Source organism: Micromonospora echinospora (assembly GCF_014203425.1).
Taxonomy (GTDB): Bacteria; Actinomycetota; Actinomycetes; order Mycobacteriales; family Micromonosporaceae; genus Micromonospora; species Micromonospora echinospora_A.
The window spans coordinates 5,869,231-5,895,789 of sequence record NZ_JACHJC010000001.1 but is presented as its reverse complement, the minus strand read 5'-3'; the positions used below and the strand labels follow the sequence as shown (position 1 = coordinate 5,895,789).

The window sequence follows — 26,559 nt, the reverse complement described above, 5'->3', positions numbered from 1 at the left end:
CCATTGTCACAGCATCGGGATGCACCGCACGCGGCCTCGCTTTGCGAGGATGAGCCCATGGCTTACGACGCGACCACGCTGCCCGACGTTTCCGGGCTGACCGTCGGCATCATCGGTGGCACCGGCGACCAGGGACGAGGTCTCGCCTACCGGTTCGCCCGCGCCGGGCAGACCGTGCTGATCGGCTCCCGCACCGCAGAGCGGGCCAATCAGGCCGCCGCCGAGATCGCCGCCCTGCCCGGCGTACCGGAGGGCGCCGTCGTCTCCGGCGGCGACAACGAGGACGTGGCCCGGCGCAGCGACGTGGTGATCGTGGCGGTGCCGTGGGACGGGCACGCGGCCACCGTCGCCGCGCTCGCCGCCCCGCTGGCCGGCAAGATCGTGGTGGACTGCGTCAACCCGCTCGGCTTCGACAAGCAGGGCCCGTACGCGCTCGACGTGCCCGAGGGCAGCGCCGTGCAGCAGGCCGCCGGGCTGCTGCCCGAGTCCCGGGTGTGCGCCGCGTTCAACCACGTCAGCGCGCCGCTGCTGGCCGACCCGCAGATCGACCGGATCGACCTCGACGTGCTGATCTGCACCGAGGACCGGGAGGTGGCCGGCGTGGTCGCCGCGCTGGCCGCGCGGATCCCCGGCATGCGGGGCATCTACGCCGGACGGCTGCGCAACGCCCACCAGATCGAGGCGTTCACCGCCAACCTGATCGCGATCAACAAGCGCTACAAGGCGCACGCCGGCATCCGCGTCACCGACCTCTGAACCGCGCGCCGCGCGCCGTCGCGTGGGCGCGGGTGGCGCGCTCGGCGCGGCGCGGCGGCGGCGCGTGTTAAGAAGGGGCCCCTCCTCTACGCCAGGCGTTAAGAAGGGGCCCTTCCTTACACCCTCAGAAGGTGTGTTCGGCGGCGGGGAACTCGCCGCCGCGTACCTCGTCGGCGAACCGGCGGGTGGCGTCGGTGAGCGCGCCGGCCAGGTCGGCGTAGCGCTTCACGAAACGGGGCGCCCGGCCGGTCCGCAGCCCGGCCATGTCCTGCCAGACCAGCACCTGCCCGTCGGTGTCCGGACCGGCGCCGATGCCGACGGTGGGGATGGCCAACTCGGCGGTGACCCGCTTGGCCACCTCACCCGGCACCATCTCCAGCACCACGGCGAACGCGCCCGCGTCGGCGACGGCCCGCGCGTCGGCGAGCACCTCCTCGGCCGCCTCGCCCCGGCCCTGCACCCGGTAGCCGCCGAGCGTGTGTTCGCTCTGCGGGGTGAAGCCGATGTGCGCCATCACCGGGATGCCGGCGCCGTTGATCGCCTCGATCTGGGCGGCGCAGCGCCGCCCGCCCTCCAGCTTCACCGCGTGGCAGCCGCCCTCCTTCATGAACCGCACCGCGGTGCGCAGCGCCTGCGCCGGGCCCTCCTCGTACGAGCCGAACGGCAGGTCGCCGACGACCAGCGACTGCTTCGTGGCCCGTACCACGGCGCGGACCAGCGGCAGCAGTTCCTCGGCGGTCACCGGCAGCGTGGTCTCGTAGCCGAACACGTTGTTCGCCGCCGAGTCGCCGACCAGCAGCACCGGGATGCCCGCCTGGTCGAAGATCGAGGCCGTGTACTGGTCGTACGAGGTGAGCATCGCCCAGCGCTCGCCGCGCTCCTTGGCGGCGATCAGGTCGCGGGTGCGTACCCGCCGGGTGGCCGGCCCGCCGTAGAGGGCGGTCACCTCGGCCGGGGTGGACTCCACCATGACAATCTCCTTCCTCGAGGCCGCGCACGCGGTCCCCGGGTTCCCCGCGATCGTCGCACCGGGCGACGGCCCGCGGGCAGATCGGAGTGGAGGATGTCACTCCCCGGCCGGGGGAGCGGTCAGCCGTCCTCGCGCCACCGGTTGGTGATCGGCAGCCGCCGGTCCCGCCCGAACGCCTTCATGGAGATCTTGGTGCCGGGTGCGGACTGCCGTCGCTTGTACTCGGCGGTATCCACCATCCGCAGCACCTTGTCCACGACGGCCGGGTCGTGGCCGGACTCGACCAGGCCGTCGCGGCCCAGGTCACCGTCGACGTAGCCGATCAGGATCGGGTCCAGCACGTCGTAGTCGGGCAGCGTGTCGCTGTCGAGCTGGCCGGGGCTCAGCTCGGCCGACGGCGGCTTGCCGATCGAGTTCTCCGGGATCGGCGGCGTCTGTCCGCGCCGTACCGCGTCGGCGTTGCGCCACTTCGCCAGCCGCCACACCAGCGTCTTCCAGACGTCCTTGACCGGGTTGTAGCCGCCCACCGAGTCGCCGTAGAGCGTCGAGTAGCCCACCGCCAGCTCGCTCTTGTTGCCGGTGGTGAGCACCAGGTGGCCCTCCTGGTTCGACAACGCCATCAGGATCACGCCGCGTACCCGGGCCTGGAGGTTCTCCACCGCCACCCCGGACAGCGACATGTTCGCCAGGAACGTGTCCACCATCGGCTGGATCGGCTCGACCCGGTAGTCCAGGCCGGTCCGCTTCGCCAGGTCCTCGGCGTCGGTGCGGGAGTGCTCGGAGGAGTGCTGGCTGGGCATCGAGACGCCGACGACGCGCTCCGGGCCGACCGCGTCGACAGCGATCGCCGCCGCCACCGCCGAGTCGATGCCGCCGGACAGGCCGAGCACCACCGAGGGGAAGCGGTTCTTGTCGATGTAGTCGCGCAGGCCCAGCACCAGCGCGTGCCACACCTCGGCCTCGTCGGCGACCGGCTCGATGATGCCGCCGTCGGCCGCCGGCCCGGCGGGTGCGGGCGGGATCGCCGGGACCTCGTGGCGGACCACGCGCATCCCGCCGGCCGGCTCACCGGTCTCGCCGGGAGCGTCCGCCGCCGCCGGCAGTTCCAGGTCGTGCACCACCAGGTGCTCGACGAACTGCGGCGCCCGGGCCAGCAGCGTGCCGTCCGCGGCGACGATCATCGAGTCTCCGTCGTAGACCAGCTCGTCCTGGCCGCCGACCATGTTCACGTACGCGATCGTGGCCCCGGCCTCGGCGGCGCGCCGGCGCACCAGCGGCAGCCGCACGTCGTCCTTGTTCAGCTCGTACGGGGAGCCGTTGATGCTCAGCACCAGCCCGACGCCGGCCTGCCGGGCCACCGCGAACGGCCCACCGGCCTGCCACAGGTCCTCGCAGATGGTCAGCGCCACGTCCACCCCGCCGACGCGCACCACGGTGAGCGTGTCACCGGGCACGAAGTAGCGGTCCTCGTCGAACACGCCGTAGTTGGGCAGGTGGTGCTTGAAGTAGGTGGCGACGACCTCGCCCCGGTGCAGCAGCGCCGCCGCGTTCCGGGCGCCCCGGCCCGGCTCCGCGTCGGAGCTGACCTGCGGCGGGCCGTCGGCGTCCAGGTAGCCGACCATCACCGGCAGGTCACCGTGGCCGTCGGCGGCCAGGTCGGCGGCGAGCCGGTGCAGCGCGGCCCGGGACGCGGCGACGAACGAGCGGCGGAAGACCAGGTCCTCGACCGGGTAGCCGGTCAGCATCAGCTCGGGGAACAGGACGAGCTGGGCGCCGGAGCCGGCCGCCTGGCGGGTCCACTCGCGGACCAGGCCGGCGTTGCCGGCGAGGTCGCCTACCGTCGGGTTGACCTGGCACAGGGCGAGACGCAGGGTGGGCATGTCCCCATCTTCCCCCAGCCGTCCCGGCCGAATCCGACCGGTTGGGGCAGACAGGCGTGCCGGCCCCGCGCGTCCCAGCGCGGCGGACACGGCGGGACGGCCGGCCGGGGAAGGCGTAACGTCGGCGTAACGAGCCCGGTGGAGACTGGGCGGTCAGGCCGAGCCGGCCCCGGCGCCGGCGCGGACGTACGTGTAACGAGGGGTGGAAGTGGACCGTCAGCAGGAGTTCGTCCTCCGTACGCTGGAAGAGCGGGACATCCGTTTCGTCCGGCTGTGGTTCACCGATGTGCTCGGCACGCTCAAGAGCGTCTCGGTGGCCCCGGCGGAGCTGGAGGCGGCCTTCGACGAGGGCATCGGTTTCGACGGCTCCGCGATCGAGGGCTTCGCCCGGGTCTTCGAGTCGGACATGGTCGCCATGCCGGACCCGACGACGTTCCAGGTCTTCCCGTTCGAGGGCGGCGTCAGCGGTGAGAGCGCCCGGATGTTCTGCGACATCTCGCTGCCCGACGGCAGCCCGTCCTGGGCCGACCCGAGGCACGTGCTGCGCCGCATGCTCTCCCGCGCCGCCGACAAGGGCTTCACGTTCTACACCCACCCGGAGATCGAGTTCTTCCTGCTGGAGAACGGCCCGCAGGACGGCTCGGTGCCGGTCCCGGTGGACACCGGCGGCTACTTCGAGCACACCACGCACGCCGTGGCGCGGGACTTCCGCCGCCAGGCGGTGCTGGCGCTGGAGCGGATCGGCATCTCGGTGGAGTACAGCCACCACGAGGTCGCCCCCGGCCAGCAGGAGATCGACCTGCGCTACGCCGACGCGCTCACCACCGCCGACAACATCATGACCTTCCGGCACGTGGTGAAGGAGGTCGCGCTCTCCACCGGCGTGCAGGCCAGCTTCATGCCGAAGCCGTTCACCGACCAGCCCGGCAACGGCATGCACACCCACCTGTCGCTGTTCGAGGGGGAGCGCAACGCGTTCCACGACGCCGGTGACCCGATGAAGCTGTCGAAGGTCGCCAAGTCGTTCATCGCCGGGCTGCTCACCCACGCGCGGGAGTACACCGCGGTGACGAACCAGTGGGTCAACTCGTACAAGCGGCTGTTCCCGCAGGCGTTGCCGGACCGGATCACCGAGAGCCCCGCGTACGTCTGCTGGGGTCACCTGAACCGGTCCGCGCTGGTGCGGGTGCCCGCGTACGGCAAGCCGAACTCGGCCCGGGTCGAGGTCCGCTCGCTGGACTCGGCGACCAACCCCTACCTGGCGTTCGCGGTGATGCTCGGCGCCGGCCTCAAGGGCATCGAGGAGGGGTACGAGCTGCCGCCGGGCGCCGAGGACGACGTCTGGTCGCTCAGCAGCGCGGAGCGCCGCGCCATGGGTTACGAGGCGCTGCCGGAGAACCTGGCCGAGGCGATCGACGTGATGGCCGGCTCCGAGCTGGTCGCCGAGGTGCTCGGCGAGCACGTCTTCGACTTCTTCCTGCGCAACAAGCGGGCCGAGTGGGAGCAGTACCGCCGCGAGGTCACTCCGTACGAGCGGCAGCGCTACCTGTCTCTCTAGATCACCTGGCGCGGTGCCGCTATCGTCTGCGGCACCGCGCCGGCACCTCGCCGGGCGGGTGAGCCGGGGAGGCGTTGGTGCTGGGAGACCTGCTCGACGGGGCGTGGCAGAGCATCGTGTTCGGGATCGTCGGGGTGGCGCTGATGGCCGCCGGGTTCCTGCTCGTGGATCTGCTCACCCCGGGGAAGCTGCGGGAGCTGATCTGGGTGCGCCGCAACGGCAACGCCGCGTTGCTGCTCGCCGCGAACCAGCTCGGCATCGCCGGCATCGTCTTCACCGCCGTGCTGACCAGCTACAGCTCGTTCACCAAGGGGATCGCCTCCACTGTGGTCTTCGGGCTGGTCGGCCTGCTGGTGATGGCGCTGGCCTTCGTGGTGCTGGACCTGCTCACCCCGGGCCGGCTGGGCGACGTCATCGCGGCCGAGGAGCCGCACCCGGCCGCCAAGGTCAGCGCCGCCACCCACTTCGGCGCCGCGCTGATCGTCTGCGCCTGCATCGCCTGAGCGGTGTCGTACCCCGGGGTTAGTTTCCGGGGGTGAACCGCACCGACCGCCTCTACGCCCTGGTCGAGGAGCTGCGGGCGGTGTCGCCGCGCCCGCGCAGCGCGAGCTGGCTGGCTGGCCGCTTCGAGGTCAGCACCCGCACCGTCGAGCGGGACATCTCCGCGTTGCAGGGCGCGGGCGTGCCGATCTGGGCCGAGCCGGGTCGCACCGGCGGCTATGTGGTCGACCGGGCGCGCACGCTCCCGCCGGTCAACCTGACAGCGGCCGAGGCGGTGGCGATGGCTGTCGCGCTGCACCGGCTCGGCGGTTCCCCGTTCGCCGCGGCGGCCGGCGCCGCGCTGCGCAAGCTGGTCGCGGTGATGCCGCCGGCCGCGGTGGCCGAGGCGCACCGGCTCGCCGGCCGGGTGCACCTGGTGGGCGACGGGCCGGGCTCGCCCGTCCCGGCCGTCGTCGCCGACGCGGTCGCCGCCGGGCGGGTGCTGCGCCTGGGGTACGCCGACCGCGGCGGCGCTGATTCTCTGCGCGACGTGGAGCCGCTGGCCTACCTGGGCAACTCGGTGCACTGGTACCTGGTCGCCTGGTGCCGGCTGCGCGACGGGGTGCGTTGCTTCCGCACCGACCGGATCCGTACGGTGCGCCCGCTGGCCGAGCCGGTGACCCGGGAATGGCGTCCGGGCGACCTCGACGTGCCGGTCGACCGGGTGCGCCCGCTCACCCTGGTCTGATTCGGGGGGAAACACCGACAGGACGCTGTCGTGTCCCGGCACCACGCTGAATCCTGACGACGCCGGCCGACCGCCGGCGCGAACCTCAGGAGGAAGCATGTCCAGCACGCCCGTGACCTGGTTCGAGATCGGCTCCGACCGCCCGGACGAGGCGCAGCGGTTCTACGCCGACCTGTTCGGCTGGAGTTTCGAGGAGCAGGGCGGCCCGGCCGGGTCGTACCGGCAGACGGCGGCCGGCGGTGAGCGGGGGATCGGCGGCGCGATCCGGGGCACCGACACCGGCAACTACGCGATCTTCTACGCCGAGGTGGCGGACGTCGCGGAGATCTGCCGCCGGGCCGAGGCGACCGGCGGCGCCGTGGTGACGGCGCCGGTGACCACGCCGGCTGGTCTGGTGCGGGCCCTGTTGCGCGACCCGTCGGGCAATCTGCTCGGCGTCTTCACCCCGCCGGTCGGCGGCTGACCCCGGGTCGGCCGGTGACACCGTGGCGGTCCGTCCGAACACGACGGCGTCGGTGGGGCGGGGCCACGTCGGTCCGGGCGGTCGCGACGGCGGCCGCCCGGACCGTCGTGCCGGCCGGCACCGTGAAGCAGCGGCGGGCAAGAGACCGGTCGATGTCCGGATCGGCCAGGGCGGTAGCCGGCTGCGCCGGTCGGTCCGGCGATCACCGGAGAGGATCTTGGATACGCCCCCGACCTCGGGTTATGTTCAAGATCCTCCGAGTCGGGCGGGCGACGACCGCCCGACTCGCACAGTCAGGAGAAGCGTATGACCAACGACGGTTACCCCTCTTCCCCCGCCACGGACATCATCGGATCCACTGTGAACCGACGCCGCATGCTGACTATCGCTCTCGGTGGCGCCGCCACCGTTGCCCTGCCCACGCCCGCCTGGGCGGCCGACGACAAGCGACCGGGCTCCCGGCGGGCGCCGGCACTCACGTCGGACGATCGCAAGATCATCGCTCAGGTCTCGGCCGAGCGGGCCCTGGCGCACCTGCGCGTGCTCAGCGAGGAGATCGGACCGCGTATCGGCGGGACCGCCTCGGAGCGGCGCGCCGCCGACTACATCGCCAAGCAGCTCGACCGCCTCGGCTACCAGGTCCGGCTGGAGCCGTTCGCGGTGGCGGACAAGTTCCTCGCTCAGCTCGCCTCGCCGGCCGGCCTGCCCACCGACCTGAACTGGCAGGCCGGCGCCTCCCCGCAGGCCGCGCTGGACACCACCGTCCAGGGTGACGTGGTGGACGTGGGCGCGGGCGCTCCCGAGAACTACCCGGCGAGCGTCACCGGCCAGATCGTGCTCGTCGACTACGTGGCGGCCCGGCGCGAGCAGCTGGTCGCCACCGCGCTGGAGCGCGGCGCGGCCGCCGTGGTGTTCCTCGCCGCCGACGGGGTGCCGCCCCGGCGCAGCAGCACGTTCTCACCGACCCTGCCGGGCTCGGCCGGCGCCCCGGTGCCGATCCCGGTGGTCGGCGTCGCCCAGGCGCAAAAGGAGCGGCTGCGTGCTCTGCTCGCCACCGGGCGACTCACGCTCACCGTCTCCACTGCCGCACACCGCAACCTGACGTCCCACAACGTCATCGCGGAGCGGGTCGGGCGGTCCGGCGCGAACGGGCCGGTCGTCATGGTCAGCGCCCACTACGACACGGTCGTCGGCGCCCCCGGTGCCAACGACGACGGTTCCGGCACGGTGCTCTGCCTCGAACTGGCCCGGGTGATGAAGGCGATCCCGGTCGACGCCACCCTGCGGTTCGCGCTGTGGGGCTCGGAGGAGCAGGGCCTGCTCGGCTCGCGTCACCACGTGCGACAGCTCCCGCAGGCCGAGCGGGACCGCATCCTGGCGGTGTACCAGAACGACATGGTCGCCACGAGCTGGGACCCGGCCACCCTCTACTGGCTGCTGTCCTTCACCGGCCAGTCCAACCGGGCCACCGACGAGGTGGCCGCCGCCGGTGTACGCCTCGGCTACGACCCGCGGATGTCGCCGGTGACGCAGCGCGGCTCCAGCGACCACCAGTCCTTCCAGGAGGTCGGCATCGCCAGCGCCAACTTCTCCTGGCGCGGGGAGACGAGCCCGGCACTCCTGGAGCCGCCGTACCACACCCCGGAGGACACCATCGCCAAGAACATCAGCCTCGAGCGACTCCAGGTCTCCCTCGAACTGATCGGCTGCGCCGCGTACGCGACCGCTCGCTGACCCACTGCCGTACCCGTGTCGCCGGCTGCGGTGTCACGGGGACGGCGCGACAGGCGCCGCACCGGGGAGTCCCGGTGCGGCGCCTCTGTCCCGCCGCCTGGTGCGGGGCGGGGGCCTCGCCGCCGCCGGTCACGAGCAGGTCCGGCCGGCGGGATACGGCGTGGCCGTGCGGTCACTTGCCGTCCGGGCCGCCCTTGCCGTGTCCGCCGCGCTCGCCGTGCGGGCCGCCCTTGCCGTCGTGGCCGGGGCCGCCCGGGAACACGCCCGCCTCGGCGGCCTTGAGCACCGCGTCGGCCTGCTCCTGGGTCAGCTTGCCGTCGGTGACGGCCTGGTCCAGCCGCTCCTTCAACGCGGCCTGCCGGTCCTCGGTCGAGGGCCGCTCCGGCCGCTCCGGGCGGTCGCCCTGCCGCTGCTCGTGCAGCTTCTCCAGCGCTGCGGTGACCTTGTCGGCCGGGACGCCCAGCTCCTTGGCGAGCGCCTCGGCGAACTCGGCCTGCCGGTCGGCGTGCTTCTGGCGGCGGTCGTCACCCTGGTCGGTGCTGCTGGCGCTCGAGGACGGGTTCGGGCTCTTGTCGTCGGCGAGCGCCACCGTCGGGGCGGCGATCCCGACGCCGAGCACTCCGGCGGCGGCCAGGCCGACCAGCAGACGCTTCTTCGACATCGTGCGGATCATGCGATTCTCCTGTCCGGTGGTGGTGCGATGACGTCACCGACAGTGATCCCCGGAACTGAGGGCAACCCGTGGCGAACCTGTCAGCGGGCTGGCAATCCCGCCCGGATGGTCCGGATTATTCGTGTTGCCGGGTGCGGGAGCGCCCGCAAGGCTGGACCAAACCCGACGAAAGGGCCACTCGATGACACAGCCTGCCATCCGCGAGATCCCGCTCACCGGGCCGGGCTCCGGCCCGTACTCGATCACGGTCGGGTCCGACGGCGCGCTCTGGCTGACGCTGGCCGGCTCCGGCGGCGTCGCCCGGCTCGGTCTCGACGGTGAGGTGCGGGCCTACCGCGACGACCGGCCGGGCAGCCGCCCGCTGATCATCGTCGGCGGCCCGGACGGTGCGCTCTGGTACACCCGCTCGGGCGACGACCGGCTCGGCCGGATCACCGTCGACGGCGAGACCGGCTCGGTGGCGCTGCCGCCCGGCTGCGGCCCGTGCGGGCTGGCGGTGGGCCCGGACGGCGCGCTCTGGTACGCCGGCATGAACGACGACACGGTCGGCCGGGTGAGCGTCGACGGGGAGGTGACCACCTTCGGGCTGCCGGTGGCCAAGGGTTTCCCGTCGATGCTCGCGGCCGGGCCGGACGACGCGCTCTGGCTCACGCTCAACCAGGCGAACGCGATCGCCCGGGTGGGCCTGGACGGGTCGGTGACGCTGCATCCGCTGCCCACCGAGGCGGCCGGGCCGGTCGGCATCACCCGGGGCGGCGACGGCGCGCTCTGGTTCGTCGAGATCGCCGCCGGGCAGGTCGGGCGGATCACGCCGGACGGGCGGATCGGCGAGTTCCCGCTGCCGGACCGCGCGGCGCGCCCGCACGCGATCGTCGCGGACCCGGCCGGTGGCTGCTGGCTCACCGAGTGGAGCGCCAACCGCATCGCCCACATCGACCCCGACGGCAACCACACCGCCCACGCCCTGCCCACCCCCGCGTCCGAGCCCCACGGCCTGACGGTCACCCCCGACGGCACGGTCTGGGCCGCACTGGAGATCGGCGCGGTCGCCCACCTCGCCCCGTCTCAGCGCTGATCATGAGGTTGGCGGCAGTTGTGGATCTCTGAACTGCCGCCAACCTCATGATCGCCAGGGCTCGGCCTCAGCGGACGGCGGACGTCACGGTGAGGGTGCCGGTGGTGGCGTCCAGAACCGCGGGGGTACCGACCGGGACGGTCAGCTGGCCGGGGCCGTGGCCGATCGGCAGGCCGCCCAGGACCGGTACGCCCAGGTCGCCCAGGCGGTCGGTGAGCACGTCCACGACTGTGGTGTCCCAGCCGTCCGCGCACTCGGTGAACTGGCCCACAGCCACAGCGGCGATGCCGTCCAGCGCGCCGCAGCGACGCAGGTGCGTGAGCATCCGGTCGATCTTGTACGGCGGCTCCTGCACCTCCTCGACCAGCAGGATCGCCCCGGTCAGGTCGGGCATGTCCGGCGTGCCGATCGACGCGGTGATCAGACACAGGTTGCCGCCGAGCAGCCGGCCCTCGGCCCGGCCGGGCACCCGCACCGGGTACGTCTCCTCCGCCTCGACAGCCGCCACCGTCACCGGCTCGGCGCTGGTCAGCGCGGCGTGCAGCGACTCCGCCGAGCGGAGCGGGGTGCGCTCGTCCCGCCACGCGGCCCCCGGGCCGTGCACGCCGGCCAGCCGGGCGCCCCGCCAGAGCGCGAACTGCAACGCGGTGATGTCGGAGAACCCGGCCACCACCTTCGGGTCCCGGCGTACCGCAGCCATGTCGATCAGGTCGACCACCCGCTGCGCGCCGTAGCCGCCCCGGGTGCAGATCACGCCGCGGATCTCCGGGTCGGCGAACGCGGCGTTCAGGTCCGCGGCCCGCAGCGCGTCGTCGCCGGCCAGGTAACCCCGCCTGGCGTACGCGTTCGGCGCGGGCACCGGCCGCAGCCCCCAACCGGTCAGCAGCTCGATGCCACGGGCCACCCGCTCGGGGCGGGTCGGTCCGGACGGGGACACCAGCATCACCGCGTCGCCGGGACGCAGGGCCGGTGGACGCAGGCAGTCGTCGGGCACGATCGCGAGCCTAGGGCCTGCCGGACCGTGCCCTGTCGGGCGCACCGGTTAGCCTCGACGTCGTGGCGACCGCGCTGGTGATCGAGAACGACCCGACCGACGACCTCCGCCGCCTGGGGGAGTGGCTCACCGAAGGGGGCCTGGAGCTGCGCGTCCTGCGTCCGCACGCCGGTGACGCGCTCCCCGCCGACCTGGAGGGGTACGCCGCCCTGGTGGTGCTCGGCGGCGACCAGCAGGCGTACCCGGGGCCCGACGGCGCCCCCGGCGCGCCCTGGTTCCCGGCGGTGGAAGGGCTGCTGCGCAAGGCGGTCCGCCAGCGGGTGCCCACGCTCGCGATCTGCCTCGGCGCGCAACTGCTCGCCACCGCGCACGCCGGCCTGGTCGAGCGCAGCCCGTCCGGGCCGGAGATCGGCCCGGCGCTGGTGGGCCGGCGCGACGCCGCCGAGGACGATCCGCTGTTCCGGTACGTGCCGCTGATGCCCGACGTGCTCCAGTGGCACGCCGACGAGATCACCGAACTGCCACACGGCGCGACGCTGCTGGCCGCGTCCACCCGCTACCCGCATCAGGCGTTCCGCCTCGGCGACCGGGCCTGGGGCCTGCAGTTCCACATCGAGTGCGACACCGCGATGATCGCCGAGTGGTCCCGCGACTCGGCGGTGCTGGCCGAGCTGGACTACGACCCGGAGCTGGTGGTGGCCGCCTGCGACCGGGTGATGGCCGACGTCGAGGAAGCGTGGCAGCCGTTCGCGATCCGGTTCGCCGCGCTCGCGCTCGGCGAGCTCGGCGACGACAACCCGCGCCGCAGCCTGCCGCTGCTCGGGGCCTGAGGGTGACCCGGCCGGCCCGCGGGCGCCTGGCCCGCTACGGATTCGCCGAGGGTGACGGCGTGACGCGCGCCGCCGACCTGCTCGGCCCGGACGGGCTCGCCCTGTGGCGGCCCGACACGCAGGAGCCGGCCGACGAACGCGCCGCCGAGCTGCTCGCCGCGCTGTCCCGCGCCGCCGACCCGGACCTGGCCCTGCGTCAGTTGCACCGGATGGTCGAATCCGAGCGGCGCTCCGGCGACGAGGTGGCCGTACGCGACGCGCTGGCCGCCGACCCCGGGCTGCGCCGCCGGCTGATCGCGGTGCTCGGCGCCTCCTCCGCGCTCGGCGACCACCTGGTGGCCAACCCGGGGCAGTGGGCCGTGCTGGCCACCGAGCCGGACGGGCTCGCCCCCACCGCGGACGGCCGGCTCGACCTGAGCGTGGCCGCCCGGCTCACCACTCTCACCGGCGCCGTCCCGCTGCTGCGGCAGGCGTACCGTCTCGCGCTGCTGCGGATCGCGGCGGCCGACCTGACCGGCGGGCGCGGCCTGGAGCAGACCATGGCGGCGCTGTCCGGGCTGGCCGACGCCACGCTGGCCGCCGCCTACGACATCGCCGCCGCCGAGCTGCCCGAGGGCACGCCGCGCCCTCGCCTCGCAGTGGTGGCGATGGGCAAGTGCGGCGGCGACGAGCTGAACTACGTCTCCGACGTCGACGTCATCTTCGTCTCCGCGACCGACGACGACCTGCCCGCCGCCACCCAGGTCGCCACCCGGCTGATCCAGATCTGCGGCCTGGTGGCCTGGCCGGTCGACGCGGCGCTGCGACCTGAGGGCAACCGGGGGCCGCTGGTCCGCACGCTCGCCAGCCACCTCGCCTACTACAAGCGCTGGGCCCGCACGTGGGAGTTCCAGGCGCTGCTCAAGGCCCGCCCGGCCGCCGGCGACCTGGAGCTGGCCCGGGAGTGGATCGAGGCGCTGGCCCCGCTCGTGTGGACCGCCGCCGAGCGCCCCGAGGCGGTCGAGGACGTCCGGTCCATGCGCCGCAAGATCCTCGACAACGTGCCGCCGAAGGAGCTGGAACGCGAGATCAAGCGCGGTCCGGGCGGGCTGCGCGACATCGAGTTCGCCGTCCAGCTGCTGCAGCTCGTGCACGGCCGCGGCGACGAGTCGCTGCGGGTGCCGGGCACCGTGCCGGCGCTGCGCGCGCTCGTCGCCGGCGGATACGTCGGGCGCGCCGACGGGGAGGCGCTACTGCGCGGCTACCGCTTCCTGCGTGCCATCGAGCACCGGCTCCAGCTCCAGGCGCTGCGCCGCACCCACACCGTGCCGACCGAGCCGGCCGCGCTGCGCTGGCTCGCCGCCGCGCTCGGCTACGCGGCCACGCCGGGCCGCAGCGCCGTCGAGGAGTTCCGCGCCGAGTGGGTCACCCACGCCACCGAGGTACGCCGGCTGCACGCCAAACTGCTCTACCGGCCGCTGCTGGAATCCGTGGCCAGGGTGCCGGCCGAAGGGCTGCGCCTCACGCCCGAGGCGGCCCGGCACCGGCTGGAGGTGCTCGGCTTCGCCGACCCGGCCGGCGCGCTGCGGCACCTCCAGGCGCTCACCGGCGGGGTCAGCCGTACCGCCGCGATCCAGCGCACGCTGCTGCCGGTGCTGCTCGACGAGTTCGCCGACGCCCCCGAGCCGGACCGCGGGCTGCTCAACTACCGGCAGGTGTCCGACAAGCTCGGCAGCACCCCGTGGTACCTGCGCCTGCTGCGCGACTCCGGCCCTGTCGCGCGCCGCCTGGCCCGGGTGCTCTCCTCGTCCCGGTACGCGGCCGACATGCTGTCCCGCGAGCCGGAGGCGCTGCGGCTGCTCGCCGAGGACAGCGAACTGACCCCGCGCCCGCGCGAGACGCTCGTCGACGGGTTCGCCGCGGCCGCCGCCCGGCACGACGACCCGGTCGAGGCGATCCGGGCGGTCCGCGCCCTGCGCCGCCGGGAGCTGGTCCGGATCGCCGCCGCCGACGTGCTCAGCCGCGCCGGCTCGCTCGCCCCGCTCACCCCCCGCCCGGTCGGCGGCGGGGAACGCCGGCCCACAGTGGTGGACGTGACGGCAGTGGGCACCGCGCTGTCCCACGTCGCCGATGCCACGCTCGCCGCCGCGCTGCGCGCCGCCCGTACCGTCCACCCCGGACCGCCCGGGCTGCGCTTCGCGGTGATCGGCATGGGCCGGCTCGGCGGGTACGAGTCCAACTACCTTTCCGACGCCGACGTGCTGTTCGTCTACGACCCGCCGCCCGGCGTGGACGAGAGCACCGCGAGCGCGGCGGCGCACGCCGTCGCCGAGGAACTGCGCCGGCTGCTGTCCGCGCCCGCTCCCGACCCGCCGCTCGGCGTCGACGCCGACCTGCGCCCCGAAGGGCGGCAGGGCCCGCTGGTCCGCAGCCTCGCCGCGTACGCGCAGTACTACGCGCGCTGGTCGCGGGTGTGGGAGGCGCAGGCGCTGCTGCGGGCCCGGTTCGTCTGCGGCGACGCCGACCTGGGCGCCGAGTTCGAGGCGATGATCGAGCCGGTGCGCTACCCGGCCGACGGGCTGACCCGCGAGCAGGTCATCGAGATCCGCCGGATCAAGGCGCGGGTCGAGACCGAGCGGCTGCCCCGGGGCGCCGACCCGGCCACGCACACCAAGCTGGGCCGGGGCGGGCTCGCCGACGTCGAGTGGGCCGTGCAGCTGCTCCAGCTCCGGTACGCCGGCCGGATGCCCGAGCTGCGCGGCACCCGTACGCTCGACGCGCTGACCGCCGCCCGCGACGCCGGCCTGCTCGACGCCACCGACGCGGCCGAGCTGGCCGCCGGCTGGACGCTCGCCGCCGAGGTGCGCGACGCGCTGATGCTGGTACGCGGCCGGGCCGGTGACCAGCTGCCCCGGCACGGGGTGGAGCTGGCCGGGGTGGTGCGGCTGCTGGGGCGCGAGGACCAGGGCGAGTTCCTCGACGAGTACCTGCGCACCGGCCGCCACTCCCGCACCGTCGTCCAGCGCATCCTGGAGTCACCCCTCTAGACCCTGCCCCGCCCACGCCTCTTGGCTGCCCGGCCTGCCCGCCCCCGCCCTGCCCTCGCCCGGCTCGGCCCTCGGTCTTGCCCCTGCCCGGCCCGCGGCCTTGCCCCGCCGCCCGACCCTCGGCCTTGCCCCCCGCCCGGCCCTCGGCGTCGATCTTGCACTTGCGGCCCTAGCTGCGCCGTCTGTCGTCGGCGGCGGGGAGGCGGTCACAGAGCGAGGCGGTCCAGCCCGGTGCCGCGGCGTGGTGGGGCCTCGGTGACCGCCCTCGCTTCCCGCTGCTGACGCTGGTCCCGAAACACGAGACTTGCGTTCCGCATCCCGGGAGTGCCGAGAGATCTTGGTAGAGAACGGCCCCTATGGGGCCCCTATGGGGGCCATTTCGTACCAAGATCTCTAGCCGGGGTCAGCTTGTGAGGGTGTAGGTGCCCGCTCGGGGGACCGTCACGGTGGTCCACTCGCCGTCCCGGGTTACCGTGGCGCCGTCCGAGGCGGTCAGCCAGCGGTCGTGGCGTACCCGGATCGGGATGGGGCCGGCGGCGGGGGTGCGGAACGTGATCGAGGCGCCGTCCTGGCGGACCAGTTCGCCCGGCGCGCCGACCAGCGGGGTGGGGTCGGCGACCGCGTACAGCTTCCAGTGCCGGTCCGACCAGACCTCGGTCAGGTACGGCTGACCCAACTCCACCAGCTTCGCCTCGGACCGCCCCACCCAGGAGAACTCGGCGTCGGGCACTGCCACGTACTGCACCGCGTTGTCGGCCAGCCAGTCCCGGTAGGTGACGGGCGTCAGCGGAATGCCGGTGCCGTCCGCGCCGGGCACAGTGGTGAAGAACAGCGGGTTGCGGTCGATGTCGGCCTGACGCAGCCAGCCCCGGGCCAGCGGCACCTCGCCCATGCGAGCGGCCTCCCAGTAGTTGCGGGTCGGCGGCACCTCCACCCGCCCGGTGAGCCCGCGCCGGGCCAGTTCCGCGCGCAGCGGAGCGAAGTACGCCGGGTCTGCCGTCGGATCGTCGGCGCTGCGCAGGTCGGCGGTGACCACCGGCGGCTGCCACCAGCAGACGACGGCGAGCAGGGCCGCCAGCCCGGCCGCGCCGACCGCCCGGCGGGACCGACCCTCGCCGAGTCGGCCCGTGCCAGCCGGGCCGCTGTCGGAACGGCCCTCGCTGTCCGGGTCCACTCCGCCCCGGTCCGCGCTGTCCGGGCCCACGCCACCCCGGCCCGCCCCGAGTCGAGCCGCGCCGAGTCGACCGCCGAGGCGGCTCGCGGTGAGCCATGCGGGTGGCGTCGCTGCGGCGGCCAGCAGCGGCAGCGCGAACATCACCACCAGGCGGGTGGCGTTCAGCCCGACCGGGGTGGGCAGCAACGCCGACGCCAGCACCCCGGCCGCGGACAGCAGCGCGCCCACCCGCACCGGCCGGTACGCCACGAGCGCCGCGACCAGCAGGCTCGTCACCACGGCGTGCACGGTGTCGGTGCGGCTGATGTTCATCCAGCCGCCCTCGCCGAACAGCAGCCCGGTCACGGCGAGCGGCCCGGCCGCGGGTACGGCGAGCAGCAGGCCATCGGCGTAACGGCGGGTCAGCAGCAGCGCGACGCCGACGAGCCCGACGAACAGCCCGGCCACCGGGCTGGCCGCTGAGGCGAGCAGCGCGGCGACAACGGCGGCGGCCGCCCAGACGCTGCTGCCGCCACCCCCAGCACCGGCCGGGTCGGCACTGGCACCGGCGGCAGCGCGGCGGGCGGGTGCTGTGAGCGCGAGCAGCGCGGCCAGGCCGAACGCGACGCCGAGGGCGTAGGTGACCCGGCCGGACACCAGGTTGCCGGCGATCGTCAGCACGCCGACCAGGCTGCCCAGCAGCGGGCGGGGCATCCGGGTACGCACCAGCAGGGCCGCGAACGCGGTGGCGGAGGCGAGCAGCGCGAGCGCGCCGGTGACGCGTACGCCGAGCAGCGCCATCAGTGGCGGCGAGACCAGGCTGTAGCCCCATGGGTGCACGCCGCCGTACCAGCGCAGGTCGACCAGGGCGGAGGGGTGCGCGGCGAAGAAGTCGGCGCGGGCGACCTGGGCGGACAGGTCCGAGCCGGTGACCGGCAGGGTGAGGTACAGCACGGCCAGGACGAGCGCCGACGCGGCGGACACCGCCACCACCCGACCGCCCCGCATGCCCACCTCCTGATCGCGAACCACCGTACTGGCAGCATGTCGGGCGTGTCTCACCACCTCTCGCGTTGGATCGGCCTGGCGGGTTCGGTGCTGCTCGCCGTGGCCGCGTTCCTCGGCGGCGCCCTGCCCGACGGCGAGTTGCGTCCCACTCCGGTCGGCATCTGGCAGGGCCCGAACGGGCCGCTGACCATCGGGTTGTGGCTGGTCGGCACCGGGCTGCTGGCGTGGGCCTGGTGGTCGCTGCGGGACCGGGTGCCGTCGTCGCGCTGGGTGCTGGTGACCGTCGCGCTGTGGCTGCTGCCGATGTTGGTCGCGCCGCCGCTGGGCAGCCGGGACGTGTACGCGTACGCCTGCCAGGGCGCCAGTTTCTCGGCCGGGATCAACCCCTACGAGCAGGGCGTGTCATCGCTGCCCTGCCCCTGGCTGGACACCATCTCCTACATCTGGCGGGACACCCCGGCGCCGTACGGGCCGCTGTTCGTGCTACTCGCCGGCGCGGTGGTGGAGGCCACCGGCTCGCTGCTCGGCGCGGTCGCGCTGTTCCGGCTGCTCGCCGTGGCCGGGGTGGCGCTCACCGCGTGGGCCCTGCCGGTGCTGGCCCGCCGCTGCGGGGTGCCGCCGCGGCGGGCGCTGTGGCTGGCGTTGGCCAGCCCGCTGGTGCCGGTGCACCTGATATCCGGCGCGCACAACGACGCGCTGATGATCGGCCTGCTCGTGGCCGGGCTGGCGGTGGTGGCGGCCCGGCAGGGGCGGCCCTGGCCGTTGCTCGCCGGTGGGGCGCTGCTCGGACTCGCCGCCGCCGTCAAGGTCACCGCGCTGGTCGTGATGCCGTTCGCCGCGCTCGCCGCCATCGTCGGGGCGTACCGGATCAGGTCGCTGGTCCGCGACGGCGGGTGGGTGGTCGGCGGGTCGCTCGTGGCGCTGGCCGGGGTGACTGTCGTCTCCGGTCTGGGTCTTGGCTTCATCAGCGGGCTGGAGCAGGGCAGTCTGGTGGTGGCCTGGACGTCGCCGCCGACGGCGGTGGGGCAGACCGTCGGCTATCTGCTGGTGCCGTTCGGGGTGCACGTCGACGCGCTGCCGGTGACCCGGGCGATCGGCATGGTCGCGCTGATCGGGGTGCTGATCTGGCTCTGGTTCCGGTCGTTCCGTCGCGGTGAGCCGTTCTGGCACGCCGCGCTGGCGCTCACCGCCACCGTCGCGCTATCCCCGCTGTTCCACCCCTGGTACTGGCTGTGGCCGCTGGCGGTGCTCGCCGCGACCGCGCACCGCACGCTCTGGTTCTCGATCGTCACTGTGGTGTCGTCGTTCCTGGTGCTCGCCGACGGCACCGGGCTGGCCCGGTTCAGCAAGATGCCCGGTGCGCCGCTGATGACGCTGTTCGTGATCGGGGTGGTCGTGTGGTTGGTACGGTCGGCTCGCAAGGGCCGGCAGCCGGTTCCCGCGGACTGAGGAGTGTGCCGGTGAGCGAGGTCGACGGACCGGTCCGGCCGATCGCCGCCGCCGTCGCCCGCTACGCCGGTCTCGCCGGGGCGGTGCTGCTCACCGCCGCCGGGTGGCTCGGTGGCGCGCTGCCCGGTCCGCCCCCGCGCAGCACGCTCGCCGCGATCTGGGCGGCCCCGAACGGGCCGCTGACGCTCGGCTGCTGGCTGGCCGGGACGCTGCTGCTGGTCGGCGCCTGGTGGTCGCTGCGGTGGGGCGCGCCGTCCGGCCGGTGGGCGTACCTGACCGCCGGGCTCTGGTCGCTGCCGCTGCTCGCCGCGCCGCCGCTCGGCAGCCGCGACGTCTATTCGTACGCCTGCCAGGGCTGGACGTGGACGCAAGGGCTCAGCCCGTACCGGGTGGGGGTCGCGGCGGCCGGCTGCCCGTGGACCGACTCGGTGTCGTCGATCTGGCGGGACACCCCGGCGCCGTACGGGCCGTTCTTCGTGCTGCTGGCCGGGCTCGCCGTGCTCGCCGGAGGCGGCCTGATCGGGACGGTGGTGCTGCTGCGGCTGGTCGCGGTGGCCGGGGTGCTGCTGACCGCGCTCTGCCTGCCCGGCCTGGCCCGGGCGGCCGGGGTGCCCACCCGCCGGGCCGCGTGGCTGGTGCTCGCCTGCCCGCTGGTCGGGATCCACCTGGTGGCCGGTGCGCACAACGACGCGCTCGCGCTCGGACTGCTCCTGCTCGGCCTGCTGGTGCTGGTCCGCCGGCCCGGCAAGCCGCGCGCGCTGCTGGTGGCCGGGGTGCTGCTGGGCCTGGCCGTGGCGGTGAAGGCGATGGCGGTGGTGGCGCTGCCGTTCGCGGCGCTCGCCGCCGTGCTCGGCCGCTACACCTGGCGGGCGCTGCTGCGCGACGGCGGGCAACTGGCCGCGTCGGTGCTCGGCACGCTGCTGGTCGTCTCGCTCGCCACCGGCCTCGGGCTGGGCTGGATCGGAGGACTCGGCCACAGCGGCGACTCGCAGCAGTGGACCTCACCGCCGACGGCTGTCGGCTTCGTCATCGACTACGCCGGTGAGCTGGCCGGGCGGCCGCAGGCGGCGGTGCCGGTGGCCCGGACGGTCGCGCTGGCGCTGCTGGCCGGAGCGCTGGTGGCGCTCTGGTGGCGGGCGTGGACGACGCTGCGACGGCTCAACGACGCCCGGCAGCGGGTCGCCCGGCTGACGCTGGCCCGGCCCCGGGTGGCGCTGCTCGGCGCGGGGCTGGCGCTGGCCGCCACGGTGTTGCTCGCGCCGGTCTTCCACCCCTGGTACGCGATCTGGCCGCTGACCCTGCTCGCGGTCGCGGCGGTGCCGCTGGCCCGGGAGGTCTGGTTCGTGGCCCCCTGCGCGGTGGTCTCGCTGCTCACCCTGCCCGACGGGACCAACCTGGCCCGGTTCACCAAAGCGCCCGGCGCGGTGCTGATGACGGTGCTGGTGGTGGTCGTCGCGGTGACCGGCGTCCGGGCCGCGCTGCGCCGCCGAGCCGCGTGAAACGGCCGGGCCGGCTCCGCGATCGCGGAGCCGGCCCGGCCGGTGCTGACGAGCGTGCTCAGCAGTCGAAGTACATGGCGAACTCGTGCGGGGTCGGGCGCAGACGCACCGGGTCGACCTCGTTGGCCCGCTTCCAGTCGACCCAGGTGGAGATCAGGTCCGGCGTGAACACGCCGCCGTCGAGCAGGTAGTCGTGGTCGGCCTCGAGCGCGTCGAGCACCTCCGGCAGCGAGCCCGGGACCTGCTTGACGTCGCCCCACTCCTCCGGCGGGAGGTCGTAGAGGTCCTTGTCGATCGGCGCCGGCGGCTCGATCTTGCTCTTGATGCCGTCCAGGCCGGCCATCATCATGGCCGAGAACGCCAGGTACGGGTTGCTCGACGGGTCCGGCACCCGGAACTCGACGCGCTTGGCCTTCGGGTTGCTGCCGGTGACCGGGATGCGGGTGCACGCGGAGCGGTTGCGCTGCGAGTAGACCAGGTTCACCGGCGCCTCGAAGCCCGGCACCAGACGACGGTAGGAGTTGATCGTCGGGTTGGTGAAGGCCAGCAGTGACGGGGCGTGGTGCAGGAGGCCGCCGATGTACCAGCGGGCGGTGTCGGACAGGCCGGCGTAGCCGGTCTCGTCGTAGAACAGGGGTTCGCCGCCGCGCCAGAGGCTCTGGTGGGTGTGCATGCCGGAGCCGTTGTCACCGAACAGCGGCTTGGGCATGAACGTCGCGGTCTTGCCGGCGGCCCAGGTCTCGTTCTTGACGATGTACTTGAACATCTGGAGCTGGTCGGCAGCGTGCAGCAGCGTGGAGAACTTGTAGTTGATCTCCGACTGGCCGGCGGTGCCCACCTCGTGGTGCGAGCGCTCGACGGTGAAGCCACCGTCGACGAGGCGCCGCACGATCCGGTCGCGCAGGTCGGCGTAGTGGTCGACCGGCGGCACCGGGAAGTAGCCGCCCTTGTACGCGGTCTTGTAGCCGCGGTTGCCGCCCTCTTCGATGCGGCCGCTGTTCCAGGCGCCTTCGATCGAGTCGATGTAGTAGAACGACTGGTGCGCCGAGGTTTCGTGGCGGATGGAGTCGAAGATGTAGAACTCCGCCTCGGCGCCGAAGTAGGCGGTGTCGGCGATGCCGCTGGCGGCGAGGTAGGCCTCGGCCTTCTTGGCGACGTTGCGGGGGTCGCGGGAGTAGGCCTCGCGGGTGAACGGGTCGTGGATGAAGAAGTTCAGCGCGAGGGTCTTCTGGGCCCGGAACGGGTCGATGAAGGCGGTGGCGACGTCCGGCAGCAGGAGCATGTCGGACTCGTGGATGGCCTGGAACCCGCGGATCGAGGAGCCGTCGAAGGCGAGGCCGTCGGTGAACACGCTGTCGTCGAACGACTCGACCGGCAGGTTGAAGTGCTGCATCACGCCGGGCAGGTCACAGAAACGTACGTCGACGAACTTCACGTCCTCATTGGCGAGGTATCGCAGGAGTTCCTCGGAATTGGCGAACACACGTCCTCCTGGCAGGTTCACTCCGGTAGCTAACTACTGGCGACGCTATGGCCGGGGGGTTGCCCTGCCGTGTCTCGTCTGTTTCCGCCGTGTTACGTCGCTTGCGGAGCGTCATCCCAGCACGCCTCTGGTGCCGAATGTCGGATTTTTCGTCAGGGGTGGCGGCGGCGCTACCCTGGCCGCTGTGACCGATACCGCCGCCACACCGGTGCCGCCCGCGGCCGACGCCAACTTCACCCCGCCCAGCCTCGGCCGCCGCTTCGGCGCCCTGATCATCGACTGGGTGCTGTGCCTGATGGTCGCCCGGGCCTTCTCCGACCCGGTCCGCGACGGCTGGCCGCCGGTCCTGGTGCTGATCCTGGAGTACGGCTTCTTCATCGGCCTGTTCGCCCAGACCCCCGGCATGTACCTGACCCGGCTGCGCTGCGTCGCCTGGGCCGACGGCGGCCGGATCGGGCTGCTCCGCGGGCTGCTGCGCGGACTCCTGTTGGCCCTCGTCGTGCCGGCCCTGCTCATGGACGAGCACCGGCGCGGCCTGCACGACCGGCTCGCCGGCTCCGTCGTCACCGACGCCCCGCGCCGCTGACCCGCACGAGAAAGGAGCCGGCCCCGCACGGGACCGGCTCCTTTTCGCGTACGCCGGAGGTCAGCGACCCCGGGTCTGCCGGAACGCGCCGCGCGGCGGCCGCATGTTCTTCGGGACCGCGCCCTTGGGCATCTGCGGCCGCGCCGTCAGCGCCTTGAGCCGCTTGTCGAGGGCGTTGACGTCCTTCGGGGACAGGGCGCGGGGCAGCCGCATCAGCGTCATCCGCAGCTTGCGGACCGGCAGCTCACCCTCGCCCTGCCCGATCACGTAGTCGTGCAGCGGAGCCGTGCCGATCACCTTCGCCAGCCGGCGCTTCTCCTGGCCGAGCAGGCCACGCACGCGCTGCGGGTGCCCCTCGGCCAGCAGGATCACGCCCTGCCGGCCCACCACCAGGTGCACCATGTCCATCTGGGTGGTGGAGCTGACCGCCGGGGTGACCCGCCAGTCGCCGCGCATGCTCTCCATGATCTGCGCCGCCGCGCCCGGCTGCCCCTCGGCGGCGTTCATCATCGCCTTGTTCGAGCGGAGGTTGAGCACGATCAGCACGGCCAGCATGGCCAGCAGGATGCCGATCGGCAGCCAGATCCAGCCCCAGGCGATCACCGCGACCACGGTGAGCGCGAGCGGGATCAGCACCGCCGCCGCCGTCAGCGGCGCGAACCACTTGTCCTGCTTGGCGGTGAACCGGAACACCATCCCGATCTGCTTCAGCCGCTGGCCGAACGAGACCTTCTCCTGGGGCTTTGCCATGCCGCAGAGTCTAGTGGTCGGCGCACGTCACGTTGATCCGTGGCCGCCCCTTCCGGCGCGGGCTGAGTACCTTACGGCCGCGCCGGCCCCTGCCGGCCCTCAGGTAAGGAGGCGGCGGGGGGAAAGATCAGGCTGCGTACCCATGCGCCGGGGGCACCTTCGCGCGAAAAGTGGATCTCGACAGGGACGACAGACGCACGACAGGGAGATCCGACATGTTCGGCAACGACGCGGAGTTCATTCTCAGCATCCACCGCAGCCACGCCTCCGAACTGCAGGCCGACGCGGCGCAGGACCGGCTGGCCCGGTCGCTGCCCCGCCGGCACCCGCGCGGCTGGCTGAGCCGCCGGCAGCACCACGCCCGCACCACCGACGCCCGCCGGTGACCGCACCGGCGGCCGTCGCCGGTCCGGCCGTCACGGGGGCGGCCGGGCCGGCGGCCGTCCACCGCCCGATCGGCCAGGCCGGGCCGTCGGGGGGCCGTGGCATGCTCGACGGCGTGACAGTACGTTCCGCCAGCACCGTCCTCGTCGGCCGCCGGCGCGAGCTGACAGTGCTCGGCGACGCGCTGGCCCGGGCCCGGTCCGGCGACCCGACGACGGTGCTCGTGGGCGGCGAGGCCGGCGTCGGCAAGACCCGGCTGCTGGAGGAGTTCGGCACGCACGTCCACACGGCCGGGGCGCGGCTGCTGGTCGGCCAGTGCCTGGAGCTGGGCGAGGCCGGCCTGCCGTTCGCCCCGTTCGCGGCCGCGCTGCGCGACGTGCTGCGCCACGACGGGCCGGCCGTCTTCGCCGGCTACGAGGCGGAGTTCGCCCGGCTGCTGCCGGAGCTGGCCCGGATGCCCGCCGCAGCCGCCGCGCCCGCCGGGCCGGCCCTCGCCGACACCCCGCGCGGCTACCTGTTCGACCTGGTCGCCGACCTGTTCCGGCGGATCGCCGAGGAACGCCCGCTGGTGCTGGTGATCGAGGACCTGCACTGGGCCGACCGCTCCACCCGCGATCTGATCGGTTTCCTGGTGCGGGCCGCCCGCGCCACCCGCCTGCTGGTGGTCTGCACGTACCGCACCGACGAGCTGCACCGCGGGCACCCGCTACGGCCGTTCCTCGCCGAGCTCGACCGGGTCCGCGGCGTGGACCGGATCGAACTGGGCCGCCTCGACCGTGACGGCACCGCCGCCGTGCTCGCCGACCTGCTCGGCATCGAGCAGTACGCCCGGACCGTGGACGACGTGCACGAACGCACCCAGGGCAACCCGTTCTTCATCGAGGAGCTGGCCGCCGCCGGTGGCCCGGTCGGCTGCGCCGCCATCCCGGAGACGCTGCGCGACCTGCTGCTGGCCCGCGTCGACCGGCTGCCCGAGCCGGCCCAGCGGGTGCTGCGGATCGCCGCCGCCGGAGGCACCCGCTTCGCCCACCAGCTGCTCGCCGGGGTGGCCGGTCTGCCCGAGGCCGAGCTGGAGGACGCGCTGCGCGCCGCCGTCGCCGGGCAGCTCGTGGTGGCCGACCCGGACGGCGACTACGAGTTCCGGCACGCGCTGGTCCGCGAGGCCGTGCACGACGACCTGCTGCCCGGCGAGCACGCGCGGCTGCACGCCCGGTACGCCGCCGCGATCGAGGCCCAACCCCACCTCGTCGCCGCCGGTCGCGCCCCGGCCGAGATCGCCCACCACTGGTACGCGGCGCACGACCACCCGCGCGCGCTCACCGCCGCCCGGCTCGCCGCCGAGGCGGCGGCCGACCGGTACGCGTACGCCGAGCAGAGCCGGCTGCTGGAGCGCGTCCTCGAACTGTGGGAGCAGGTGCCCGACGCCGCCGACCGGCTCGACATGGACCACCTGCGGGTGCTGGAGGAGACGCTCACCGCGGCGGTCACCGCCGGTGACCTCAGCCGGGCGCTCACGCTCACCCGGGCCGCGCTGGCCGAGGTCGACCCCGATGCCGAGCCGCTGCGCGCCGCCCGCCTGCTCGACCACCGGGGCCGGCTGTTCGCGCTGCTCGGCAAGAGCGACGGCGCGGCCGAGCTGCGCGAGGCGTACCGGCTGGCGGCCGGCGCCCCCGACGGCGCGGAACGGTTCGCCGTGCTGGCCGACATCGCGTCGCACCTGATGAAGGTCGACCCGCGCGAGGCCGCCTCGGTCGCCGCCGAGGCGGCGGCCGGCGCGTCCGAGGTCGGCACCGACCTGGTGCTGCTGCCCACCCGGATCGCCCTGCTGCACCGCCTCGACGGCACTCCGGAGCGCGGGCTGGCCGAGCTGCGCCGGGTCGAGGCGCGGGCCCGCGCCGCAGGTGACTCGTGGGCCCTGGTCAGCGCGCTGGTCTTCCTCTCCGACGTGCTCTACGAGCTGGGCCGCTACGACGAGTCCGAACAGGCAGCCGCGGCCGGGGTGACCGAGGCGCGCCGGGTCGGCATCAGCCGCTCGATCGGGGCGTACCTGCTGTCGAACCGGGCCGAGGCGCTGATCGCGTTGGGCCGCTGGGACGAGGCGGACAGCACCTGCGCCGAGGCGGCCCGCATCGACCCGCCCGGCGTCTCCGGGCTGCACTGGCTGCAACTGCGCGCCGGGCTCCACCTGGCCCGCGCCCATCCCGCCGCCGACGAGGTCGTCGGGCGGGCGCTGGCGTTCCTCAGCCGCCCCTACCTGTGGCCGAACCACCGGCTGCCGCTGCACGAGCTGCGCGTCGAGGCCGCGCTCGCCGCCGACGACAAGCTGGAAGCGGTACGCGCGGCGCGCGCCGCCCTGGCCGATCCGCACCTGGCCGACCTGCCGCGCGAGGGCTGGCCGGTGCTCAGCGCGGTGGCGCGTACCGCCGCGTTGACCGGTGACGCGACGCTTGCCGCCGACGTGTCCACGACGGCCGCCGCGCTGCCCGCCCGGCACCCGGCCGAGCAGGCGTACGCGGCCGACGTCGCCGCCGTCCTGGCCGGGCTCGCGTCCACCGGTCCCGCCGGGGCGCTCGCCGATTGGCGGGCGGCGGTGGCGGCGTGGCGGACGGCCGGGCAGCCGTACCCGCTGGGCCGGGCGCTGCTCGGGCTGGCCGAGGCGGCCGCGGCGGCGGGCGAGCGGGACGAGGTGGCCGCAGCGGTACGGGAGACCGTCGAGGTGGCCGCCCGGCTGGGCGCGACCCCGCTGGGCGAGCAGGCGGCGACGCTGGCCCGCCGGGTCGGGCTGCGCGGCACCGGGCGACCCGGGCCGGACCTGCTGACCAGCCGGGAACGGGAGGTGCTGCGGCTGGTCGCCGAGGGGCACAGCAACAGCCGCATCGCCGAGCGGCTGTTCATCTCGCCGAAGACGGCGAGCGTGCACGTGTCCCGGATCATCGCCAAGCTCGACGTGACCAACCGGGTGGAGGCAGCCGCGCTGGCCCACCGCCTCGGCCTGCTCGACGTACCGCCACCCGCCCCGGCGCAGCGCCGCGCCCGGTAGCGCGTCGCGTCGGCTCGGTG

The 26,559-nt window shown here is 74.2% G+C and carries 21 protein-coding genes; 14 read left to right on the top strand and 7 right to left on the bottom strand.

Translation table 11 applies throughout. The annotated features are described in order from the left end of the window. Positions 1–57: 57 nt before the first annotated feature. A complete protein-coding gene (gene npdG / locus FHU28_RS26300) occupies positions 58–756 on the top strand; it encodes an NADPH-dependent F420 reductase (RefSeq protein WP_116507680.1) in 699 nt (232 codons plus the stop codon). Positions 757–880: 124 nt separating this feature from the next. Here npdG and panB read toward each other — a convergent pair whose 3' ends face one another. Further along, positions 881–1,726 (bottom strand): 3-methyl-2-oxobutanoate hydroxymethyltransferase, encoded by an 846-nt coding sequence (panB, locus tag FHU28_RS26295; protein WP_184687060.1) that lies wholly within the window; start codon positions 1,724–1,726, stop codon positions 881–883. 119 nt (positions 1,727–1,845) lie between these two features. Next, on the bottom strand, positions 1,846–3,606 hold the full coding sequence (locus FHU28_RS26290) for an NAD+ synthase (protein WP_184687057.1): 1,761 nt from the start codon (positions 3,604–3,606) through the stop codon (positions 1,846–1,848). A 208-nt stretch (positions 3,607–3,814) separates the two neighbouring features. Between FHU28_RS26290 and glnA (FHU28_RS26285) the strand changes: the two genes are divergently transcribed. The 5 genes from glnA (FHU28_RS26285) (at position 3,815) to FHU28_RS26265 (ending at position 8,589) form a co-directional block, all read left to right on the top strand. Beyond that, positions 3,815–5,164, top strand: coding sequence for a type I glutamate--ammonia ligase (gene glnA / locus FHU28_RS26285; RefSeq protein WP_073831925.1), 1,350 nt, complete (start codon positions 3,815–3,817; stop codon positions 5,162–5,164). Positions 5,165–5,241: 77 nt separating this feature from the next. Beyond that, positions 5,242–5,667 carry a DUF350 domain-containing protein gene (locus FHU28_RS26280; RefSeq protein WP_184687055.1) on the top strand — a complete coding sequence of 142 codons (426 nt, stop codon included), beginning with the start codon at positions 5,242–5,244 and terminating at the stop codon, positions 5,665–5,667. Between the two features lie 32 nt (positions 5,668–5,699). Then, complete coding sequence (locus tag FHU28_RS26275) at positions 5,700–6,392, top strand: helix-turn-helix transcriptional regulator (protein WP_184687053.1); 693 nt, start codon at positions 5,700–5,702, stop codon at positions 6,390–6,392. A 97-nt stretch (positions 6,393–6,489) separates the two neighbouring features. Then, a complete protein-coding gene (locus tag FHU28_RS26270; RefSeq protein ID WP_184687044.1) occupies positions 6,490–6,855 on the top strand; it encodes a VOC family protein in 366 nt (121 codons plus the stop codon). A 375-nt stretch (positions 6,856–7,230) separates the two neighbouring features. Then, entirely contained in the window at positions 7,231–8,589 is a 1,359-nt protein-coding gene (locus FHU28_RS26265; RefSeq protein WP_260413105.1) for a M28 family peptidase, read from the top strand. A gap of 172 nt (positions 8,590–8,761) precedes the next feature. Here the strand turns inward: FHU28_RS26265 and FHU28_RS26260 are convergent, their stop codons facing one another. Then, entirely contained in the window at positions 8,762–9,262 is a 501-nt protein-coding gene (locus FHU28_RS26260) for a hypothetical protein (RefSeq protein ID WP_184687040.1), read from the bottom strand. Between the two features lie 181 nt (positions 9,263–9,443). Between FHU28_RS26260 and FHU28_RS26255 the strand changes: the two genes are divergently transcribed. Next, a complete protein-coding gene (locus FHU28_RS26255; protein ID WP_184687038.1) occupies positions 9,444–10,337 on the top strand; it encodes a Vgb family protein in 894 nt (297 codons plus the stop codon). Positions 10,338–10,404: 67 nt separating this feature from the next. On the opposite strand, the gene FHU28_RS26250 is transcribed toward FHU28_RS26255, so the two are convergent. Continuing rightward, the gene (locus tag FHU28_RS26250) at positions 10,405–11,280 is read right to left on the bottom strand and encodes a S66 peptidase family protein (RefSeq protein WP_221454532.1); all 876 of its coding nucleotides are present in this window, start codon (positions 11,278–11,280) and stop codon (positions 10,405–10,407) included. A gap of 113 nt (positions 11,281–11,393) precedes the next feature. Between FHU28_RS26250 and FHU28_RS26245 the strand changes: the two genes are divergently transcribed. Together FHU28_RS26245 and FHU28_RS26240 are read left to right on the top strand one after the other, a co-directional pair. After that, entirely contained in the window at positions 11,394–12,161 is a 768-nt protein-coding gene (locus FHU28_RS26245; protein ID WP_184687036.1) for a type 1 glutamine amidotransferase, read from the top strand. A 2-nt stretch (positions 12,162–12,163) separates the two neighbouring features. Further along, the gene (locus tag FHU28_RS26240; protein WP_184687034.1) at positions 12,164–15,187 is read left to right on the top strand and encodes a bifunctional [glutamine synthetase] adenylyltransferase/[glutamine synthetase]-adenylyl-L-tyrosine phosphorylase; all 3,024 of its coding nucleotides are present in this window, start codon (positions 12,164–12,166) and stop codon (positions 15,185–15,187) included. Positions 15,188–15,590: 403 nt separating this feature from the next. Here the strand turns inward: FHU28_RS26240 and FHU28_RS26235 are convergent, their stop codons facing one another. Next, complete coding sequence (locus FHU28_RS26235; protein ID WP_184687032.1) at positions 15,591–17,348, bottom strand: hypothetical protein; 1,758 nt, start codon at positions 17,346–17,348, stop codon at positions 15,591–15,593. Between the two features lie 36 nt (positions 17,349–17,384). Between FHU28_RS26235 and mptB (FHU28_RS26230) the strand changes: the two genes are divergently transcribed. Both mptB (FHU28_RS26230) and mptB (FHU28_RS26225) read left to right on the top strand, forming a co-directional pair. Further along, positions 17,385–18,797 carry a polyprenol phosphomannose-dependent alpha 1,6 mannosyltransferase MptB gene (gene mptB / locus FHU28_RS26230; RefSeq protein WP_184687030.1) on the top strand — a complete coding sequence of 471 codons (1,413 nt, stop codon included), beginning with the start codon at positions 17,385–17,387 and terminating at the stop codon, positions 18,795–18,797. An 11-nt stretch (positions 18,798–18,808) separates the two neighbouring features. Next, complete coding sequence (mptB, locus tag FHU28_RS26225; protein ID WP_184687028.1) at positions 18,809–20,296, top strand: polyprenol phosphomannose-dependent alpha 1,6 mannosyltransferase MptB; 1,488 nt, start codon at positions 18,809–18,811, stop codon at positions 20,294–20,296. 58 nt (positions 20,297–20,354) lie between these two features. Here mptB (FHU28_RS26225) and glnA (FHU28_RS26220) read toward each other — a convergent pair whose 3' ends face one another. Then, positions 20,355–21,779: a type I glutamate--ammonia ligase gene (gene glnA, locus FHU28_RS26220; protein ID WP_184687026.1), complete on the bottom strand. Its 1,425-nt coding sequence runs from the start codon at positions 21,777–21,779 to the stop codon at positions 20,355–20,357. 184 nt (positions 21,780–21,963) lie between these two features. Here glnA (FHU28_RS26220) and FHU28_RS26215 point away from each other — a divergent pair, with 184 nt between their 5' ends. Beyond that, positions 21,964–22,365: an RDD family protein gene (locus FHU28_RS26215; RefSeq protein WP_376700831.1), complete on the top strand. Its 402-nt coding sequence runs from the start codon at positions 21,964–21,966 to the stop codon at positions 22,363–22,365. 60 nt (positions 22,366–22,425) lie between these two features. On the opposite strand, the gene FHU28_RS26210 is transcribed toward FHU28_RS26215, so the two are convergent. Continuing rightward, entirely contained in the window at positions 22,426–23,115 is a 690-nt protein-coding gene (locus FHU28_RS26210) for a DUF4191 domain-containing protein (protein ID WP_184687024.1), read from the bottom strand. A gap of 215 nt (positions 23,116–23,330) precedes the next feature. Here FHU28_RS26210 and FHU28_RS26205 point away from each other — a divergent pair, with 215 nt between their 5' ends. Both FHU28_RS26205 and FHU28_RS26200 read left to right on the top strand, forming a co-directional pair. Beyond that, positions 23,331–23,501 carry a hypothetical protein gene (locus FHU28_RS26205; protein WP_174537813.1) on the top strand — a complete coding sequence of 57 codons (171 nt, stop codon included), beginning with the start codon at positions 23,331–23,333 and terminating at the stop codon, positions 23,499–23,501. A 113-nt stretch (positions 23,502–23,614) separates the two neighbouring features. Next, complete coding sequence (locus FHU28_RS26200) at positions 23,615–26,539, top strand: ATP-binding protein (RefSeq protein ID WP_311773655.1); 2,925 nt, start codon at positions 23,615–23,617, stop codon at positions 26,537–26,539. Positions 26,540–26,559 lie beyond the last annotated feature (20 nt).

Excerpts from the sequence above, each read along its gene's own strand:
- npdG (WP_116507680.1), top strand. The coding sequence starts at position 58 with ATGGCTTACGACGCGACCACGCTGCCCGACGTTTCCGGGCTGACCGTC.
- panB (WP_184687060.1), bottom strand. The coding sequence starts at position 1,726 with ATGGTGGAGTCCACCCCGGCCGAGGTGACCGCCCTCTACGGCGGGCCG.
- FHU28_RS26290 (WP_184687057.1), bottom strand. The coding sequence starts at position 3,606 with ATGCCCACCCTGCGTCTCGCCCTGTGCCAGGTCAACCCGACGGTAGGC.
- FHU28_RS26270 (WP_184687044.1), top strand. The coding sequence starts at position 6,490 with ATGTCCAGCACGCCCGTGACCTGGTTCGAGATCGGCTCCGACCGCCCG.
- FHU28_RS26265 (WP_260413105.1), top strand. The coding sequence starts at position 7,231 with ATGCTGACTATCGCTCTCGGTGGCGCCGCCACCGTTGCCCTGCCCACG.
- FHU28_RS26260 (WP_184687040.1), bottom strand. The coding sequence starts at position 9,262 with ATGATCCGCACGATGTCGAAGAAGCGTCTGCTGGTCGGCCTGGCCGCC.
- FHU28_RS26255 (WP_184687038.1), top strand. The coding sequence starts at position 9,444 with ATGACACAGCCTGCCATCCGCGAGATCCCGCTCACCGGGCCGGGCTCC.
- FHU28_RS26250 (WP_221454532.1), bottom strand. The coding sequence starts at position 11,280 with ATGCTGGTGTCCCCGTCCGGACCGACCCGCCCCGAGCGGGTGGCCCGT.
- FHU28_RS26235 (WP_184687032.1), bottom strand. The coding sequence starts at position 17,348 with ATGCGGGGCGGTCGGGTGGTGGCGGTGTCCGCCGCGTCGGCGCTCGTC.
- mptB (WP_184687030.1), top strand. The coding sequence starts at position 17,385 with ATGTCGGGCGTGTCTCACCACCTCTCGCGTTGGATCGGCCTGGCGGGT.
- FHU28_RS26210 (WP_184687024.1), bottom strand. The coding sequence starts at position 23,115 with ATGGCAAAGCCCCAGGAGAAGGTCTCGTTCGGCCAGCGGCTGAAGCAG.
- FHU28_RS26205 (WP_174537813.1), top strand. The coding sequence starts at position 23,331 with ATGTTCGGCAACGACGCGGAGTTCATTCTCAGCATCCACCGCAGCCAC.